This window comes from Methylobacterium planeticum (assembly GCF_008806345.1).
GTDB classification, from domain to species: domain Bacteria; phylum Pseudomonadota; class Alphaproteobacteria; order Rhizobiales; family Beijerinckiaceae; genus Methylobacterium; species Methylobacterium planeticum.
Genome location: NZ_VZZJ01000003.1, coordinates 53,177 through 70,174, shown reverse-complemented (window position 1 = coordinate 70,174; position 16,998 = coordinate 53,177). Strand labels below are relative to the sequence as shown.

The 16,998-nt window shown below is 70.1% G+C and carries 17 protein-coding genes; 15 read left to right on the top strand and 2 right to left on the bottom strand.

All coding sequences use genetic code 11. The features are described from left to right. Positions 1-232: 232 nt before the first annotated feature. The 4 genes from F6X51_RS04075 (at position 233) to F6X51_RS04060 (ending at position 5,269) form a co-directional block, all read left to right on the top strand. Entirely contained in the window at positions 233-1,216 is a 984-nt protein-coding gene (locus F6X51_RS04075; protein ID WP_191970008.1) for a PAS domain-containing protein, read from the top strand. 177 nt (positions 1,217-1,393) lie between these two features. Then, a complete protein-coding gene (locus F6X51_RS04070) occupies positions 1,394-2,485 on the top strand; it encodes an alkene reductase (protein ID WP_150961948.1) in 1,092 nt (363 codons plus the stop codon). A gap of 158 nt (positions 2,486-2,643) precedes the next feature. Then, positions 2,644-4,542 (top strand): PAS domain S-box protein, encoded by a 1,899-nt coding sequence (locus F6X51_RS04065; RefSeq protein ID WP_191970007.1) that lies wholly within the window; start codon positions 2,644-2,646, stop codon positions 4,540-4,542. 19 nt (positions 4,543-4,561) lie between these two features. After that, positions 4,562-5,269 carry an HAD hydrolase-like protein gene (locus tag F6X51_RS04060; protein ID WP_150961947.1) on the top strand — a complete coding sequence of 236 codons (708 nt, stop codon included), beginning with the start codon at positions 4,562-4,564 and terminating at the stop codon, positions 5,267-5,269. Positions 5,270-5,315: 46 nt separating this feature from the next. Here F6X51_RS04060 and F6X51_RS04055 read toward each other — a convergent pair whose 3' ends face one another. Continuing rightward, positions 5,316-5,807 (bottom strand): outer membrane protein assembly factor BamE, encoded by a 492-nt coding sequence (locus F6X51_RS04055; RefSeq protein WP_150961946.1) that lies wholly within the window; start codon positions 5,805-5,807, stop codon positions 5,316-5,318. A 183-nt stretch (positions 5,808-5,990) separates the two neighbouring features. Here F6X51_RS04055 and F6X51_RS04050 point away from each other — a divergent pair, with 183 nt between their 5' ends. From F6X51_RS04050 to F6X51_RS04000, 11 genes are all read left to right on the top strand, one after another. Continuing rightward, complete coding sequence (locus tag F6X51_RS04050; protein WP_150961945.1) at positions 5,991-6,539, top strand: ubiquinol-cytochrome C chaperone family protein; 549 nt, start codon at positions 5,991-5,993, stop codon at positions 6,537-6,539. Further along, positions 6,536-7,045 (top strand): YceD family protein, encoded by a 510-nt coding sequence (locus tag F6X51_RS04045; protein ID WP_150961944.1) that lies wholly within the window; start codon positions 6,536-6,538, stop codon positions 7,043-7,045. The genes F6X51_RS04050 and F6X51_RS04045 overlap by 4 nt, the downstream gene beginning before the upstream one ends. 144 nt (positions 7,046-7,189) lie before the next feature. After that, positions 7,190-8,224 carry a phosphate acyltransferase PlsX gene (plsX, locus tag F6X51_RS04040; protein ID WP_150961943.1) on the top strand — a complete coding sequence of 345 codons (1,035 nt, stop codon included), beginning with the start codon at positions 7,190-7,192 and terminating at the stop codon, positions 8,222-8,224. Positions 8,225-8,247: 23 nt separating this feature from the next. Beyond that, on the top strand, positions 8,248-9,225 hold the full coding sequence (locus tag F6X51_RS04035; RefSeq protein WP_150961942.1) for a beta-ketoacyl-ACP synthase III: 978 nt from the start codon (positions 8,248-8,250) through the stop codon (positions 9,223-9,225). A 133-nt stretch (positions 9,226-9,358) separates the two neighbouring features. Continuing rightward, positions 9,359-9,685, top strand: coding sequence for an integration host factor subunit alpha (locus F6X51_RS04030; protein WP_150961941.1), 327 nt, complete (start codon positions 9,359-9,361; stop codon positions 9,683-9,685). A 103-nt stretch (positions 9,686-9,788) separates the two neighbouring features. Further along, the gene (locus F6X51_RS04025; protein WP_150961940.1) at positions 9,789-10,286 is read left to right on the top strand and encodes a MerR family transcriptional regulator; all 498 of its coding nucleotides are present in this window, start codon (positions 9,789-9,791) and stop codon (positions 10,284-10,286) included. A 116-nt stretch (positions 10,287-10,402) separates the two neighbouring features. Then, a complete protein-coding gene (locus F6X51_RS04020; RefSeq protein ID WP_150961939.1) occupies positions 10,403-10,822 on the top strand; it encodes a hypothetical protein in 420 nt (139 codons plus the stop codon). Between the two features lie 106 nt (positions 10,823-10,928). Then, the gene (locus F6X51_RS04015) at positions 10,929-11,372 is read left to right on the top strand and encodes a 4-aminobutyrate aminotransferase (protein WP_150961938.1); all 444 of its coding nucleotides are present in this window, start codon (positions 10,929-10,931) and stop codon (positions 11,370-11,372) included. Positions 11,373-11,624: 252 nt separating this feature from the next. Next, positions 11,625-13,577: a PrkA family serine protein kinase gene (locus tag F6X51_RS04010; RefSeq protein WP_150961937.1), complete on the top strand. Its 1,953-nt coding sequence runs from the start codon at positions 11,625-11,627 to the stop codon at positions 13,575-13,577. Positions 13,578-13,688: 111 nt separating this feature from the next. Further along, entirely contained in the window at positions 13,689-14,990 is a 1,302-nt protein-coding gene (locus F6X51_RS04005; protein ID WP_150961936.1) for a YeaH/YhbH family protein, read from the top strand. Positions 14,991-15,077: 87 nt separating this feature from the next. After that, positions 15,078-16,652 (top strand): SpoVR family protein, encoded by a 1,575-nt coding sequence (locus tag F6X51_RS04000; RefSeq protein WP_150961935.1) that lies wholly within the window; start codon positions 15,078-15,080, stop codon positions 16,650-16,652. 93 nt (positions 16,653-16,745) lie between these two features. Here the strand turns inward: F6X51_RS04000 and F6X51_RS03995 are convergent, their stop codons facing one another. Continuing rightward, positions 16,746-16,940 carry a hypothetical protein gene (locus F6X51_RS03995; RefSeq protein WP_150961934.1) on the bottom strand — a complete coding sequence of 65 codons (195 nt, stop codon included), beginning with the start codon at positions 16,938-16,940 and terminating at the stop codon, positions 16,746-16,748. Positions 16,941-16,998: the final 58 nt, after the last annotated feature.

The window sequence follows — 16,998 nt, the reverse complement described above, 5'->3', positions numbered from 1 at the left end:
TGACGGAGTCCTGTGAGGTACAGGAGCTTCACGGCAGCCGGTCTTGGCAATGTCAGGTAGCGAATGATGCGCGGAGCGATGTGCGAGATCTGCCGCGGAGCAGGCGTTCCGCATGAATGACAGGAACGACGGCTTCCTGTCTCGGCGAGAAAGCCCCAATACAATTAAAAGTTGCGAATCGTATTCTGGCTCGCTTGCGAGTGCGGCGCGCCTGGCATTCTCCTCGCGCGAGATGCTGCACCGGGTCGAGAGCTTCGGGCTGACGGGGAACTGGGGCTGGACCTTTGCGACTGGCGCCCTGGTCTGGTCGCCGGGCGTCCACCGCCTCCTCGGCCTCGAGCTTGGCACCGTGCGGCCGAGCGGGGAGGCATTCCTCGCCGCCGTCCATCCGGGCGACAGAGACGCCGTCGCACGTGCCTTCGCGGCGATGCGCGAGGGGATCCTGAGCGATCAGCGCTTCCGCTTGATCCCCCGGGACGGGGCGGAGCGCACGCTTCTCGGCCACAGCGAAACCTACCACGCGCCGGACGGACGCCCGATCGGTGCGGCCGGGCTCGTCATCGACATCACCGACCGCGAGCGGATCGGGCTCGCGCGCACGGTCGAGAGGCGCCGCCGCAGGAGCCTGTTCCGGGAGACGGGCGCCTACTTCGCGCACATCCCGATGAACCCGTTCGATCCGTACCCACCCGAGCTGCTGGAGCTGACGGGCAGGCGGCTGGAAGAGTTTCACGACGACTGGCTCTGCGCGATCCCGGCGGAGGAGCACGGCTACTGGAAGGGGCCACTTCTCCAGTCCTGGGCGGATGTCCGGCCCTTCACCTACCTTTACACGCAGATCCTCGGGAACGGCGATCGCGTGCGCTACCGCGGCACCTTCGCCCCGATCCTCGACGCGACGGGCACGATCGATGCCTGGGCCGGCTTCACCGGCCCGGAGCGGATGCCGATCGGACCGGCCGGGGGCGTGCTCGCCGAAGGGCTGGAATCCGCGGTCGCCGGCTGGCACCTGCGGGCGGCCCGCGCGCTCCTCGACTGGTCGATGATGGATTTCGCGAAGGCGAGCGGGCTCTCCTTCTCGACGATCCGGCGGCTCGAGGAGAATATCGAGACCGCGGCCGCGCACAGCCGCCGCATGGCGATCGCGGCCCTTCGGCGAGCCGGCATCCGCTTCACGCTGATGGATGGCAGCACGATCGCGGTCGCCCGCACCTGACAGGGCCCGGCGTCTGGCGGGCCGCCTCCGGGGTGTGCGCAGCCGCACCCGCACATGCACACGTGCCCTGGCAGCCGGGGACGCGGCAACCACGTAACGGCTCACCGCGTGACCCCGGTCACGGATGATCGGCCCGCGCCCGTCGTGCGGCGCCGTCCTGCCCTGACGAGAGACTCCATGCCCTCACTGTTCGATCCGATCCGCATCGGCGCCATCGAGGCGCCGAACCGCATCTTCATGGCGCCGCTCACCCGCGGCCGCGCCAGCCGCGCGCATGTCCCGACCCCGATCATGGCCGAGTACTACGCGCAGCGCGCCGGCGCCGGCCTGATCCTCTCCGAGGCGACCGGCATCAGCCAGGAAGGTCTCGGCTGGCCCTACGCGCCGGGCATCTGGTCGGACGAGCAGGTCGCGGCCTGGAAGCCCGTGGTCAAGGCCGTGCACGAGGCGGGCGGGCGCATCGTCTGCCAGCTCTGGCACATGGGCCGGATCGTCCACCCCGACTTCCTCGGCGGCGGCAAGCCGGTCTCGTCCTCCGCCACCACGGCGCCCGACGCGGCGCATACCTACGCGGGCAAGAAGCCCTATGCCGAGGCGCGCGCCCTCCCGGTCGAGGAGATCCCGCGGCTGCTCGCCGACTACGAGCGCGCGGCCCGCAACGCCCTCGCGGCGGGCTTCGACGGCGTCCAGATCCACGCGGCGAACGGCTACCTGATCGACCAGTTCCTGCGCGACGGCCCGAACCGGCGCACGGACGCCTATGGCGGGCCGGTCGAGAACCGCATCCGCCTCCTGACCGAGGTGACCGAGGTGGTCGCGAAGGTCGCCGGCAAGGATCGCACCGGCGTGCGTCTGTCGCCGAACGGCGCCATCCAGGGCGTCGACGATTCCGATCCGAACGCCCTGTTCGGCGCGGCGGCCGAGGCGCTCGGGCGCATCGGCATCGCCTTCCTGGAGCTGCGCGAGCCCGGCCCCGACGGCACCTTCGGCAAGGCCACTCACCCGCCGGTGGCGCCCGCGATGAAGAAGGCCTTCGGCGGGCCCCTGATCCTGAACTCGGATTACGACGGCCGCAGCGCCCAGGCCGCGCTCGATGCCGGCGACGCCGACGCGATCGCCTTCGGGCGCACCTTCCTGGCCAACCCCGACCTGATCGAGCGCATCGCCGCGGACGCGCCCCTGAACAAGGACGTGGCCAGGACCTGGTACAGCCAGGGCCCGGAGGGCTACGTCGACTATCCGACCCTCGCCGACGCGAAGGCCGCCTGACCGCCCGGGCGCCGGTGCCGGGGTCGGCCCCGGCATCGGCCCCGATCGGCGTGGGTGCCGCCCCACCTGCACATATTCGAGGCGGTCCGTGCTCCCGCCCCTAGGCTGTGGCCAGCGCCGCGCCTATGTGATTGCGGGTGCCCGAGGAGCAGCCCTGTTTGGAACCGACCGCGCCTGGCGCACCTTCGAAGCTGAGATGGACCGAGGCGGAGCGGCTCGCTGAGCTGCGCGACCTCGGGATTCTCGACAGCCGGCCGGACCCCGCCTACGACGACCTCGCCCGGATCGCGGCGCTCGTCTGCGCGACGCCGGTCGCCCTCGTCAGTTTCGTCGACGAGACCCGGCAATGGTTCAAGGCCGAGATCGGCTTCGGCTGCACGGAGACCCCCCTCGACCAGTCGATCTGCGCCTACGCCCTCTTGCAGGAGGAGGTGCTGATCATCCCCGACTTAACCGCCGACCCGCGCACGGCGGCCAATCCCCTGGTGACGGGGGAGCCGCGCATCCGCTTCTACGCGGGCGCGGTGATCCGGAGCGCGGCGGGCATCCCCCTCGGCTCCCTCTGCGTGATCGACAGGCTCGCGCGCCCCGATGGGCTCACCGGGGCGCAGGCCGCGACCCTGACGGCGCTGGCGCGCCAGCTCTCGAGCCTCCTCGAGTATCGGCGCAACCTCGACCATATCGCGATCCGCGAGGCCGAGATCGAGGCCAGCGAGCGGCGCTTCCGGGTGATGACCTCCGCGATGCCGCAGATGGTCTGGACCACGCTGCCCGACGGCTACCACGACTATTACAACGACCGCTGGTACGCGTTCACCGGCGTGCCCCACGGCTCCACCGACGGCGAGGGTTGGAACGGCATGTTCCACCCGGACGACCAGGCGCGGGCCTGGGCGCGCTGGCGGCACAGCCTCGCCACGGGCGAGCCCTACGAGGTCGAGTACCGCCTGCGCCACCACACCGGCGTCTACCGCTGGACCCTCGGGCGGGCCATGCCGATCCGCGACGCCGAGGGCCGCATCGAGCGCTGGTTCGGCACCTGCACCGACATCGAGGACCTGAAGCGGGCGGAGGCCGAGGCGCGCAAGCTCGCCGCCGTGGTCGAAACCTCGAAGGACTTCATCGGCATCACCGACGAGACCGAGCAGACCGTCCACCTCAACGAGGCGGCGCTGCGGCTCGTCGGCCTGCCCGACCTCGCCGCGGCGCGCGAGACCGTGATCGCCGACTACTTCACCCCGGCGAGCCAGCGCATCGTCAACGAGGTGGTGCTGCCGACCGTGCGCCGGGACGGCTGGTGGGAGGGCGAGCTCGCCTTCCGGCATTTCGCCACCGGCGAGCCGATCGCGGTGCTCTACAACATCTTTCCCGTGCGCGACGCCACCGGCGCGCCGGCGGGCTACGCCACGGTGACCCGCGACCTGCGGGAGAGCAAGCGCGCCGAGGAGGCGCGCGACCTGCTGATCCGCGAGCTGTCGCACCGCATCAAGAACATCTTCGCGGTGGTCGGCGGCATCGCGGCCCTCACCGCCCGCAGCGATCCGGCCGCCCGCAGCTTCGCGGAGGCCTTCCGCGAGCGCCTCGGCGCCCTGGCCCAGGCCCACGAATACGTTCGCCCGCACTCCCCCGCGAGCGCCCCCGCGGTGAAGGGGCAGACCGTGCTGGGCCTGATGCGCCTGATCATGGCGGCCTACGCGCAGGACGGCCGCGAGCGGGTCGTGGTCGAGGGCGACGACACCCCGATCGGCGAGCGGACCGCCACGTCGCTCGCCCTCATCATGCACGAGCAGGCCACGAACGCGGTGAAATATGGCGGCCTCTCGAGCGAGACCGGGCGCGTGCTCCTGGTCGGCCGCAGCGACGGCGCGCATTACGACCTGACCTGGGCCGAGGCCGGCGGCCCGCGGATCACGCAGGCCCCCTCGCGCCGCGGCTTCGGCACGGTGCTGGCGGAGCGCAGCGTCGCGGGGCAGCTCGACGGCACCCTCGAGCACGACTGGGCGCCCGAGGGCCTGGTGATGCGCCTGCGCGTGCCCGTGGCGAACCTGCGCTTCTAGGGCGCAGCGCCCACACAGCATGACCGGTCCCGCGAACAGCCCCGGCGCGCCGCCGCGCTACCGCCTCGTCATCCTGGATTTCGACGGGACCCTCGCCGACACCTTCCCGTGGTTCTGCGGCGTCATCAACGACGTGGCCGACCGCTACCGCTTCCGCCGCGTCGCCGAGCACGAGACCGAGGCGCTGCGCGGGCTCGGGGCCCGCGCCATCATCGCGCATCTCGGCGTGCCGCGCTGGAAGCTGCCCGCCATCGCCCGGCACATGCACGCCCTCGCGGCCCGCGACATCGCGGGCCTGCGCCTGTTCCCCGGCATCGACGCGATGCTCGACGGCCTGGAGGCGGGGGGCGTCCGCCTCGCGGTGGTCAGCTCGAACACGGAGGCCAACATCCGGCAGGGGCTCGGCGCCCGCAATGCCGGCCGGATCGAGGATTACGCCTGCGGCGCGGCGCTCTTCGGCAAGGCCCGGCGCCTGCGCGCGGTGATCCGACGCAGCGGCGTGGCGCCGGGCGCGGTGCTCAGCATCGGCGACGAGATCCGCGACGCCGAGGCGGCGGCCGAGGTCGGCTGCGGCTTCGGCGCGGTGGCCTGGGGCTACACCCGCGCGGACGCCCTGGCGGCGCTCAAGCCGGACCACCTTTTCGCCGATCCGGCCGAGATCGTCGCCGCCGCGCTCGGCGCCTCACCCGCACAGGCCCCGGGCGTCGGCCTGCGCGAGACCATCTGACGGGAGCGTGCGAGGGGGCGGCTCCCGGGAGCCGCCCGGATCCGCCTCACATGCCGCGGTTGGCGCCCGGCACGTTGCTCTGGCCGGAGCCGAAGGGCTCGTAGCGGGTCAGGCCGCGGAAGAGCTGGCTCAGGAAGGCGCGGTCGGCGCCGCTGGTGGGCGTGGTGCGCTCGATGAAGTCGAAGACCTTGCCGTCCTGCAGGCCGTAGAGGGCGACGCGCTCGACCTTGAAGCCGGCGCTGAAATACACCGCCGTCACCTTCTGGTCCTCGACCTGCTCACCGAGGAACAGCACCGTGCGGCGCGTGTTCTGGGTGATGTAGTACCAGGACTTGTTGCCGACCGTGGAGACCGTCGAGGGCGTGCCGAGGATCTGCAGCACCTGCTCGGCGCTCATGCCCGGCTTCACCGTGGCGAGGGCCGCCTGGTCGATCTGATAGCCATGGCGCAGGTCTTCGCCGATGCAGCCGGACATGCCGACGCCGACGAGGCCGATCACGGCGAGACGAGCGAGCGACGAGACGAGACGGCGCGACATCGGCCCCCCTTGATCTTGTTGCGAAAGCAGACGCGTTTGCGGCACCCGGTCGGGAGCGCCGCGGGGGCGCTTGCACCTTGGCCGTGGGTTGCCGTACCGCGGGGTTATGGTTTTGACAAGGCAAGCACGGCCACACCCGGGGCAGGACGCACAGGGCTCGCGCGATGAGCCGGCGGGGACAGCATGATCGGCCGATTCTTCCGCCGCAGCGATACGCGCCGCCGCACCGTCGAGGCGCTGCACCTGCGCATCAACGCGGCCTCGCGCCAGCCCGCGCTCTACACCGCGCTCGGCGTGCCGGACAGCGTCGAGGGGCGCTTCGAGGGCCTGTGCCTGCACGTCATCCTGACGCTGCGGCGCCTGAAGCGGCTTCCCGCGCCGGCCTCGGACGTGGCTCAGGACCTCGTCAACTCGGTCTTCCAGCAGCTCGACGCCTCCCTGCGCGAGCTCGGGGTCGGCGATTTCGGGGTGCCCAAGCGCATGAAGAAGCTCGGCTCCGCCTTCTACGGCCGCGCCAGCGGCTACGAGGCCGCCCTGGATGCGGGCGACCGGGCGGCCCTCGCGGCGGCCCTCGCCCGCAACGTCCTCGGGCGGGAGGAGCCCGATGCGGCCGCGGGCCTTGCCGCCTATGTGGTGGCGAGCGACGCGGCGCTCGCGGACAGCGACCTCGACGCCCTGCTCAGCCTCGGCCCGACCTTCCCCGATCCGGCCCAATATGGAGATGGCGCATGACCCGGGATGCCAGCATCGGCCCGCTCTCGCGGCCCATGAACGTGGAGCGCCTGGCCCAGGGGCGCGGCGTCGTCACCGTGGAGGCGAGCCAGGCCGAGTGCGACGCCCTGGCCCGGGATTTCCGCATCCCGGCGATCCGCGACCTCGTCGGCCGCTTCGACCTCTCGGGCTCCCTCAACAGGCTCCTCGTCACCGGCACGGTCGAGGCGATCGTGACGCAGGTCTGCACCGTGAGCCTCGAGCCCTTCGAGGCCAAGGTGTCCGAACCCGTCGAGGTGACGTTCACGAACACCGACGCCTTAGCCGGCACGGATGCGGAGGATGTCGACGTGCCGGACCCGATCGTCAGCGGCCGGATCGACTTCGGCACGCTCACCGCCGAGTTCCTGGCCCTCGGCCTCGATCCCTATCCGCGCAAGCCCGGCATCGCCTTCGAGCCGGCCCAGGCCGGGGAGGACATCCGGCCCTTCGACGCCCTCAAGCGCCTGCGCTCCGACGAGGCCTGACAGGGGCTCCCAGCGCCGCATCCTCAGATTTCGTTTGCCCGGCGGGCCTGGATCGCTATTTTCCGCCCCGCCGGGCGGGGGTCCACGCACCATTCTGGGCCGCGGGCCGGCAGCCCTTCGCTCAGAGGCCGCGACGCGAACAGAATGTCTCAACGGGTGTGCATCTCGCTCGACGCCATGGGCGGCGACCACGGGCCGTCGACCGTCGTGCCGGGCGCGGCGCTCGCGCGCGAGCGCCATCCCGGCATGACCTTCCTGATGTTCGGCGACGAGGCGATCCTGACGCCCCTCGTCGCCGCCGAGCCGCGCCTCGAGGGCGCCGTCGAGATCCGCCACACCACGATCTCCATCGCCATGGACGACAAGCCGAGCCAGGCGGTGCGCCAGGGCCGCGGCAAGTCCTCGATGTGGCAGGCGATCCAGGCCGTGCGCGACGGCCATGCCGACGCGGCGGTCTCGGCCGGCAACACCGGCGCCCTGATGGCGATGTCGAAGATCTGCCTCAAGACCATGTCGGGCATCGAGCGCCCGGCCATCGCCTGCCTGTGGCCGACGGTGCGGGGCGAGAGCGTGGTGCTCGATGTCGGCGCCACCATCGGCACGGATGCCGAGCACCTCGTCGAGATGGCGGTGATGGGCGCCGCCATGGCCCGCATCGTGTTCGACCTCGACCGGCCGACCGTCGGGCTCCTCAATGTCGGCACCGAGGAGATGAAGGGCAACGAGGCGGTGAAGGAAGCCGCCCGGCTGCTGCGCGAGATGGAACTACCGAACTTCGCCTATCACGGCTTCGTCGAGGGCACGGATCTCGGCCGCGGCACCACCGACGTGGTGGTCACCGAGGGCTTCACCGGCAACATCGCGCTCAAGACCGCCGAGGGCACCGCCAAGCAGATCGCCGCCTACCTGCGCTCGGCGATGAGCCGGACCCTGTCGGCCAAGATCGGCTACTTCTTCGCCCGTCAGGCCTTCGAGGCCCTGCGCGAGAAGATGAACCCGAGCCGCGCGAATGGCGGCGTCTTCCTCGGCCTCGAGGGCATCGTCATCAAGAGCCACGGCTCGGAGAACGCCCAGGGCTTCGCGGCGGCGATCGACCTTGCCCACGACATGGCCCGACACGACCTGATGCGGACGATCCGCGACATGCTCGACCAGACGCCCGCCGTGGTCACGGCCTGAGGCCCGCGGGGGAAGGATCCACCATGGTAGCCCTGCGTTCCGTCGTCGTCGGCTGCGGCTCCAGCCTGCCCGCCCGGGTCGTGACGAACGACGACCTCGCCCGGCGCGTCGAGACCTCGGACGCCTGGATCGTGCAGCGCACCGGCATCCGCCAGCGCCACCTCGCGGACGAGACCGAGACCACTTCGGTGCTGGGCATCCGCGCCTGCCGGGCGGCCCTCGAGGATGCGCGGCTCGGGCCCGAGGACATCGACCTCGTCATCTGCGCCACCTCGACCCCCGACCACACCTTCCCGTCGACGGCGACCCAGATCCAGGCCGGGCTCGGCATCCACCAGGGCGCCGCCTTCGATCTGCAGGCGGTCTGCGCCGGCTTCGTCTACGGGGTCGCCACCGCCGACAAGTTCCTGACCACGGGCTCGGCCCGGCGCGCCCTCGTGGTCGGCGCCGAGACCTTCTCGCGCATCCTCGACTGGGAGGACCGGACCACCTGCGTGCTGTTCGGGGACGGTGCCGGCGCCATCGTGCTGGAGGCGCGGGAATCCGCCGGCACCCGGGACGACCGCGGCGTGCTCAACGCGAGCCTGCGCTCGGACGGCCGCCACCGGGACAAGCTCTACGTCGATGGCGGGCCGGGCTCGACCGGCACCACCGGCCACCTGCGCATGACCGGCAAGGAGGTGTTCCGCTTCGCGGTGGGCTCCGTCACGGACGTGATCGCGGATGCCTTCCGGCTCTCCGGCACCAGCGCCGAGGAGCTCGACTGGTTCGTGCCGCACCAGGCCAACCGCCGCATCATCGAGGCCTCCGCCGACAAGCTCGGCATCGCCCGCGAGAAGGTGGTGCTCACCGTCGACCGGCACGGCAACACCTCGGCGGCCTCGATCCCGCTGGCCCTCGACGTCGCCCGCAAGGACGGCCGGATCCGGGACGGCGACCTCGTGATGATCGAGGCGATCGGCGGCGGCTTCACCTGGGGCGCCGCCCTGATCCGCTGGTGAGGCGCCGGACTCGAGCCCTGACATTTTCCCGAAACCATGTCGGGACCCGCGGTTGACCCCGGCTTGAACGCGGATTAGCGTGGCGGATCATAGAGATACGTCGCAAACGTCGAATCGCCGAGGGGGCAAACGCATGTCAGGGAAGACGGTCACACGCGCCGATCTGAGCGAGGCCGTCTACCAGCAGGTCGGTCTCTCGCGCACGGAATCCGCGGCCCTCGTCGAGACCGTGCTGTCCGAGATCTGTGCCTGCCTGTCGCAGGGCGAGACCGTGAAGCTGTCCTCGTTCGGCTCCTTCGTGGTGCGCAGCAAGGGCAAGCGGGTCGGCCGCAACCCGAAGACCGGCGTCGAGGTGGCGATCGAGCCCCGGCAGGTCATGGTGTTCAAGCCTTCGAACGTGCTCAAGGCCCGCATCAACGGCCTGAACGGGGCCGGCCCCCACGACGATTCCGACGATTGAGCCGTCCGCCGGGTCGGCCGGGCCGCCCCCCTAGGCCCCGGCGTCCCGAATTCCGTCCAGCCCCCGGCCGCCGCTGCCGGGGCGCCTCGAGAAGGGCCCGACCATGTCGCTCGCAGCCACGAACGATGGCCCGCCCGAGGACGACCGCGCCGGCCCCGAGAAGCGCCCGGGCGCCTTCCGCACCATCAGCGAGGTGGCCGAGGACCTCGACGTGCCCCAGCACGTCCTGCGCTTCTGGGAGACGCGGTTCTCGCAGATCCGCCCGGTGAAGCGGGCGGGCGGGCGCCGCTACTACCGCCCCGAGGACATCGACCTCCTGCGCGGCGTGCGCCACCTGCTCCACGGCCAGGGCTACACCATCAAGGGCGCCCAGCGCATCCTCAAGGAGAGCGGCGTGCGCTTCGTGCAGGCGGTCGGGCGCGGGGAGGCGGACGTCGCCGCGCCCCCCGCCCAGGAATCGGAGGCCGAGGGCGGGGCCGGCCTGTCCGAGCCGGGGGAGTTCCTGGCCGAGACGGGGCGCGCCGCGATCGAGGCGGCCCTCGCCGAGCTCTACGCCTGCCGCAACGCCCTCGCGGCCCTGCGGGGCCCGCCCGAGGGCTGACCCCGCGACGCCTCCCCCCGCAAGCCCTTGCGGGCGTTCCGCCTTTTCAGGTTGCCCCTGGAACGATTCGCGTCCGGGCCGATCGAACTTTGCGGTGGGATCGGCGTTACCGGCGCATGAGCGCGCCCCGCCAGCCGATGTCGCCCACCCAGGAGCTGATCAGCCGCGTGATGCGGATCGTCCGGATCTGCCCGGACGCCGCTGCCGAGGTGCTGGAGCTGATGTTCCTCGTCAGCCAGATCGAGGCCCTGACCAGCGTCGACCGGGAGTACCGGGACGCCCGGCGGGTGATCAGCCGCCTGCGCAACCCCCTCTGGGACATGGGGCCGACCGACCGGGAAGCCCTTCTCCAGGCCGCCGAGAGCATCCGCAAGGCCTGCCGCCTCAAGGAGGCCGACATCCCGGCGACGCCGATCTCGGATATCGGCGAGCGGGAGCGGATCGAGCGCAAGCTCGCCATGGTGCTGTCGGGCGAGTTCAACGCCGCCCAGATCGCCCGGATCACCGGGGCGGTGGCGGCGGTGCTTCAGGAATAGGCAGGCGGCCCTCGACGGCGACGCTCGCGATCCCCACATCGGGTCAGCCAGCGATCCAGTCCGCCGGAGGCCGGCGGGAGGTCGCCTGGGCCAGGAGACCCGCTTCATGACAGCCGTCCGCCCGCTCGTCGCGCTCGTTGCCGGCAGCCTTCTCGCGGCCGCGCCGACCTTGGCGCAGACCACCATCACGAAGAGCGAGACCGCCGCGAGCGGCAAGTCTGTGCGCCTCGCGATCGTGCCGAACCTGAAGAAGGATTGCTCGGCCGGGCCGATGCCGGAGATCCGCATCTCCGTGGCGCCGAAGAACGGCGCGACCATCAACAAGGTCGGGAAGCAGAAGACACCGGCGAGCTATCGCTGCCCCAACAAGGAGGTCGCGGTGCAGGGTTTGTTCTACCAGAGCAAGGACGGATTCACCGGCACCGACGAGGTGACGTTCGAGATCAAGAACTCCGATGGCCAAGTTCAGACCCAGAACATCAAGATCACGGTCGGGGCGGCGCCGGCCAAGAAGGACGGGGACGGCAAGAAGGACGCGACGGACCTCTGATTTGAGGCGGTGACGCCGCGGCCGTGCACAGTTTTTCGGGCTCTCAGAGCTTGAGCGGCGCCGAAAACGGCACGGTCAACAGTTCCGAACCCTGATGGACAGGGCTCGGAACCGCGAATGTGGTTGGCGGACCTGTTGCACGCATCACACGGCGGAACGGCGTGTTGACCGCACTGCGACAAAAGCGGGCCTGTCAGTTGCATCCGAGGCGAGACAGGATGAAGCTGTCTCCGTCGTGGAAGGGGTTATCGAATGCCATTGCAGTCGACGAACGACCTGTTTCAGAGCTTTGCCCGAGGGTACGAGGCTCGGCGCGACACGGAGATGAGCCTATCCGAGTTCCTCGACGCCTGCCGCGACGAGCCGCTGATGTATGCGAGCGCGGCCGAGCGCATCCTCGACGCCATCGGCAAGCCGGAATTCGTCGACACCTCGAAGGACGCCCGCCTCGGCCGCGTGTTCATGAACCGGACGATCCGGACCTACCCGGCCTTCTCCGAGTTCTACGGCATGGAGGAGACGATCGAGCGCATCGTCTCGTTCTTCCGCCACGCCGCGCAGGGGCTCGAGGAGCGCAAGCAGATCCTCTACCTGCTCGGACCCGTCGGCGGCGGCAAGTCGTCGCTCGCCGAGCGCCTCAAGGCCCTGATGGAGGTCCACCCCATCTACGTGCTCAAGGCCGGCAACGAGATCTCGCCGGTCTTCGAGAGCCCCCTCGGCCTGTTCGACCCCGAGATCATGGGCGAGGAGATCCAGAGCCGCTACGGCATCCCGCGCCGCCGCCTCACCGGGCTGATGAGCCCCTGGGCGCTCAAGCGCCTCGACGAGTTCAACGGCGACATCGCGAAGTTCACGGTGATCAAGGTGCGGCCCTCGCGCCTGCGCCAGATCGGCATCGCCAAGACCGAGCCCGGCGACGAGAACAACCAGGACATCTCGAGCCTCGTCGGCAAGGTCGACATCCGCCGCCTCGAGACCCTGTCCCAGGCCGATCCCGACGCCTATTCCTACTCGGGCGGCCTGAACCGGGCGAACCAGGGCATCCTCGAATTCGTCGAGATGTTCAAGGCGCCCATCAAGATGCTGCACCCGCTGCTCACGGCGACGCAGGAGGGCAACTACGTCGGCACCGAGAATATCGGCGCGATCCCGTTCACGGGCGTGATCCTCGCCCACTCGAACGAGGCCGAGTGGCAGACCTTCAAGACCAACAAGAACAACGAAGCCTTCATCGACCGAATCTACGTCATCAAGGTGCCCTACTGCCTCCGGGTCACGGAGGAGCAGCGCATCTACGAGAAGCTGGTCTCGGGCTCGGAGCTGGCGCGTGCCGCCTGCGCCCCCGGCACGCTGGAGATGCTGGCCCGGTTCTCGGTCCTGTCGCGCCTGCGCGAGCACGCGAACTCGAACCTGTTCTCCAAGATGCGGGTCTATGACGGCGAGTCCCTGCGCGAGGTCGATCCCCGCGCCCGCTCGATGCAGGAGTACAAGGACACCGCCGGCGTCGACGAGGGCATGGACGGGATCTCGACCCGCTTCGCCTTCAAGGTGATGGCGGCGACCTTCAACCACGACACCACCGAGGTCTCGGCGGACCCCGTCCACCTGATGTACGTGCTGGAGCAGGCCCTCCGCCGCGAGCAGCTGCCGCCGGAGACCGAGAAGCGCTACCTCGAGTTCATCAAGACGGAGCTCGCGCCCCGCTACGCCGAGTTCATCGGCCACGAGATCCAGAAGGCCTACCTCGAATCCTACCACGATTACGGGCAGAACCTGTTCGACCGCTACATCGACTACGCGGACGCCTGGATCGAGGATCAGGACTTCAAGGATTCCGAGACCGGGCAGCTCCTCAATCGCGAGTTGTTGAACCAGGAACTGACCAAGATCGAGAAGCCGGCCGGCATCGCGAACCCCAAGGATTTCCGCAACGAGGTCGTGAAGTTCGCGCTCCGCTCCCGGGCCCAGCACGGGGGCCGCAACCCGAGCTGGACCAGCTACGAGAAGCTGCGCGAGGTGATCGAGCGGCGCATGTTCAGCCAGGTCGAGGAACTGCTGCCCGTCATCTCCTTTGGTTCCAAGAAGGATGGCGAGACCGAGAAGAAGCACGGCGAGTTCGTGGAGCGGATGGTCGATCGCGGCTACACCGAGCGGCAGGTGCGCCGCCTCGTCGAGTGGTACATGCGGGTGAAGCAGGCGGGGTGAGCCTCCCCCGCTCCGGGGGAACGGTTTTGGACCCTCCGCCGCCACAGTTTCGGGCGATCGGCCGGGAATACTGAACCGGTCGAGACTTGAGGGCGAAGGCGAAGAGACCGGATGCACATCGTCGACCGTCGGCTCAATCCAGGCGGCAAGAGCCTCGCCAATCGGCAGCGCTTCCTGCGCCGGGTCAAGGATGTGGCCCAGCGCGCGGTGCGTGAATCCGCCCGTGAGAAGGACATCAAGGACCTCGGCAAGGACGGGCGCGTCTCGGTGCCGGCGGACGGGGTGCGCGAGCCCCGCTTCTCGCGCCAGTCCGGCACCGGCCTGCAGGACCACATCCTGCCCGGCAACAAGACCTACGTGGAGGGCGACCGCATCGAGCGCCCGTCGGGCGGCGGGGGCGGCAGCGGCTCGGGCGAGGGCGGCGAGGGCGGGGAGAACAGCGAGGATGCCTTTCGCTTCGTCCTGACCCGGGAGGAGTTCCTCGAGCTGTTCCTCGAGGATCTCGAGCTGCCCGACCTCGCCAAGCGCCGCCTCGCCGTGGTCGAGACCGAGGGGCTGCGCCGCGCCGGCTACACGGTGACGGGCTCCCCCGCCAACCTCGCCCTGACCCGCACGCTCCGCAACTCGATGTCGCGGCGCATCGCCCTCAAGCGGCCGAAGCCGGACGAGATCGCGGCCCTCGAGGCCCGCATCGCCGAGGCGCGGCCGGGCGATCCTGCCCTGTCGGACCTGCTCCTCGCCCTCGAGATGCTGCGCGAGCGCTCGAAGCGCATCCCCTATGTCGACCCGATCGACCTGCGCTACCGCCGCTTCGAGCCCTATCCGAGGCCGGTGGCCCAGGCGGTGATGTTCTGCCTGATGGACGTCTCGGGCTCGATGACCGAGCACATGAAGGACCTCGCCAAGCGGTTCTACATCCTGCTGCACATCTTCCTCACGCGCCGCTACCGGCACGTGGAGATCGTGTTCATCCGCCACACCGACCGGGCGACCGAGGTCGACGAGGAGACCTTCTTCGGCTCCCGCGAGACCGGCGGCACCCTGGTCTCCTCGGCCCTCGTCGAGATGAAGCGCGTCATCGCCGAGCGCTACTCGCCCGACGACTGGAACATCTACGCGGCCCAGGCCTCGGACGGCGACAACGTCTCGAGCGACGGGCCGACCTCGACGGAATTGCTGCGCAGCCACATCCTGCCGGCGTGCCAGCACTTCGCCTACCTGGAGGTCGGCGACGAGAACGGCCCGCGCGCCGGCTTCGTCGAGCACCGCACCACCCTGTGGCGGACCTACGAGGGCATCGCCAAGTCGGGGGGGGCCATCGCGATGCGGAAGGTCAACCACCGCCGCGAGATCTACCCCGTCTTCCGCGAATTGTTCGGCCGCAAGGACGCGCAGGCGAGCGCGGAGGGCTGAGGCCGCCTGGGGGCGGGCGCCGCCGCCCGCCCTGACGAGATGCGCCCCTCCCGAGGGGGCAGGGGTCCAAGGAAAAGGACGGTTTTCATGGTCGGCAGCCTGAGCCGCACGAAGCCCCAGACCATCTCCGGGTCGGTCAAGCCGCTGTTCACCGGCAACGACTGGGACTTCGACACGATCCGGCGCATCCACGACGCCTGCGAGGCGATCGCCGGGCCCGAGCTCGGCCTGTCCTGGTATCCGAACCAGATCGAGATCATCACGGCCGAGCAGATGCTCGACGCCTACGCGTCGATCGGCATGCCGCTGTTCTACAAGCACTGGTCCTTCGGCAAGCACTTCGCCCAGCACGAGGCGGGCTATCGCCGCGGCCTGATGGGGCTGGCCTACGAGATCGTGATCAACTCCGACCCGTGCATCTCCTACGTGATGGAGGAGAACACGGCGACGATGCAGACCCTCGTGATCGCGCACGCCGCCTTCGGCCACAACCACTTCTTCAAGAACAACTACCTGTTCCGGCAATGGACCGATGCCGAGGGCATCCTCGACTATCTCGACTTCGCCAAGAGCTACATCTCGCGCTGCGAGGAGCGGTACGGGCACCAGGCCGTGGAGCAGGTGCTGGACGCCGCCCACGCCCTGATGAGCCAGGGCGTCCACCGCTATCCCCGGAAGAAGCGGCCCGACCTCGCCTCCGAGCAGCGCCGCGAGCGCGAGCGCGAGCAGCACGGCGAGCAGATCTACAACGACCTCTGGCGCACCCTGCCGCAGAAGGCGGCGGGGGCCCGGCCGGACCTCGCGGCCGAGCGCCGCCGCGCCCTCCTCGAACTGCCGCAGGAGAACATCCTCTACTTCCTGGAGAAGGCCGCCCCGCGCCTGCGCCCCTGGCAGCGCGAGATCCTGCGCATCGTCCGCCTCGTGGCCCAGTACTTCTACCCGCAGCGCCAGACCAAGGTGATGAACGAGGGCTGCGCCACCTACAGCCACTACCGGATCATGAACGCGCTGTCCGAGAAGGGCCTGATCGGCGAGGCGGCCTATCTCGAGTTCCTGCAATCGCACACCAACGTCATCCGCCAGCCGAACTACGACGACCGCTCCTATGGCGGCCACAACCCCTACGCGATCGGCTTCGCCATGATGCAGGACATCGCCCGCATCGTGGAGCTGCCGACCGCGGAGGACCGCCAGTGGTTCCCCGAGATCGCCGGCACCGGCGACGCCATGGCGGTCCTGCGCGACATCTGGGCGAATTACCGGGACGAGAGCTTCATCGCGCAGTTCCTCAGCCCGAAGCTGATGCGGGACCTGCGCCTGTTCCACGTCGTCGACGATCCCGAGGAGCCCGAGCTGCGGGTCGAGGCGATCCACGACGAGCGCGGCTACCGGAAGATGCGCCGCTCCTTCGCCCGGCAGTACGACGTGGCCTGGCTCGACCCCGATATCGAGGTGATCGACGTCGACCTCGAGGGCGACCGCCGCCTGATCCTGCACCACAGGGCGCTGAACCGCATCACCCTGCAGAAGGACGACGCCAAGCGGGTGCTGCAGCACCTCGCCGACCTCTGGGGCTACGATGTCGTGTTGAAGGAGGTCGACCCCGCGACCGGCAGCGTGCTCGGCGAGCACGCGGCGAGCGCCCGGCCGATCTTCTTCTGAGGCCCGCGCGGGGAGGGGCGCCGGCCCGGCCCCCCGTCGCGACCCGGATCTCAAACCTCGTCCGCGGACGCGGCGAAGGTCGGCCGCATCCGCTCAGATGTAGTGGCGGAACACCACCTCGCCGTCGCGGGCGATCGCCACGAGGTCGCTGGCGCCCCGGTAGGCCGCGACGGTGCCGCCGAGGATGAGGACGAGGCCGAGGAGCAGCGGGTTGGCGATCGGGGCCACCGCGAAGGCGAGCGCGACCACCACGACGACGAGGCGATGGGCCTGAACTGCAACGGTCATCTGGGCTGCCTCCGCTTCGTCCGGTCACTTCGCGTGACGTGTAGCGAACGGTGTTTGC